At 55.8% G+C, this 242-nt stretch carries 1 pseudogene; it reads right to left on the bottom strand.

What is annotated here, in order from left to right:
• Positions 1-204 (bottom strand): annotated as a pseudogene (locus VC352_RS25000) (MFS transporter); the annotation flags it as partial.
• Between the last annotated feature and the right edge of the window lie 38 nt (positions 205-242).

The following is a 242-nucleotide window of genomic DNA, read 5'->3' as shown; positions in this document are numbered from 1 at the left end:
ATCGATGCTCAGCGCCAGTTGACCGAGCATCATGCCGACGAAGGCCGAGAACATGTATATGCCCAGCACCCTGCCACGTTGATCGCTCTGAGCGCAGTCGTTGAGCCAGCTCTCCACCACCATCAGCTGGCACATCATAGCCATACCGACCACAAAACGCAGCAACAACCATAGCAGCAATTCCTCAGTGAAGGCATGCTTCATCACCGCCGCACATATGATGCCAGAGCAGGCCACGTATG

The organism is Pseudomonas sp. C11 (assembly GCF_034683865.1).
In the GTDB taxonomy this organism is placed as follows: domain Bacteria; phylum Pseudomonadota; class Gammaproteobacteria; order Pseudomonadales; family Pseudomonadaceae; genus Aquipseudomonas.
Note: the sequence above shows the minus strand (reverse complement) of the source record. Positions and strands in the feature narration are given on the sequence as shown.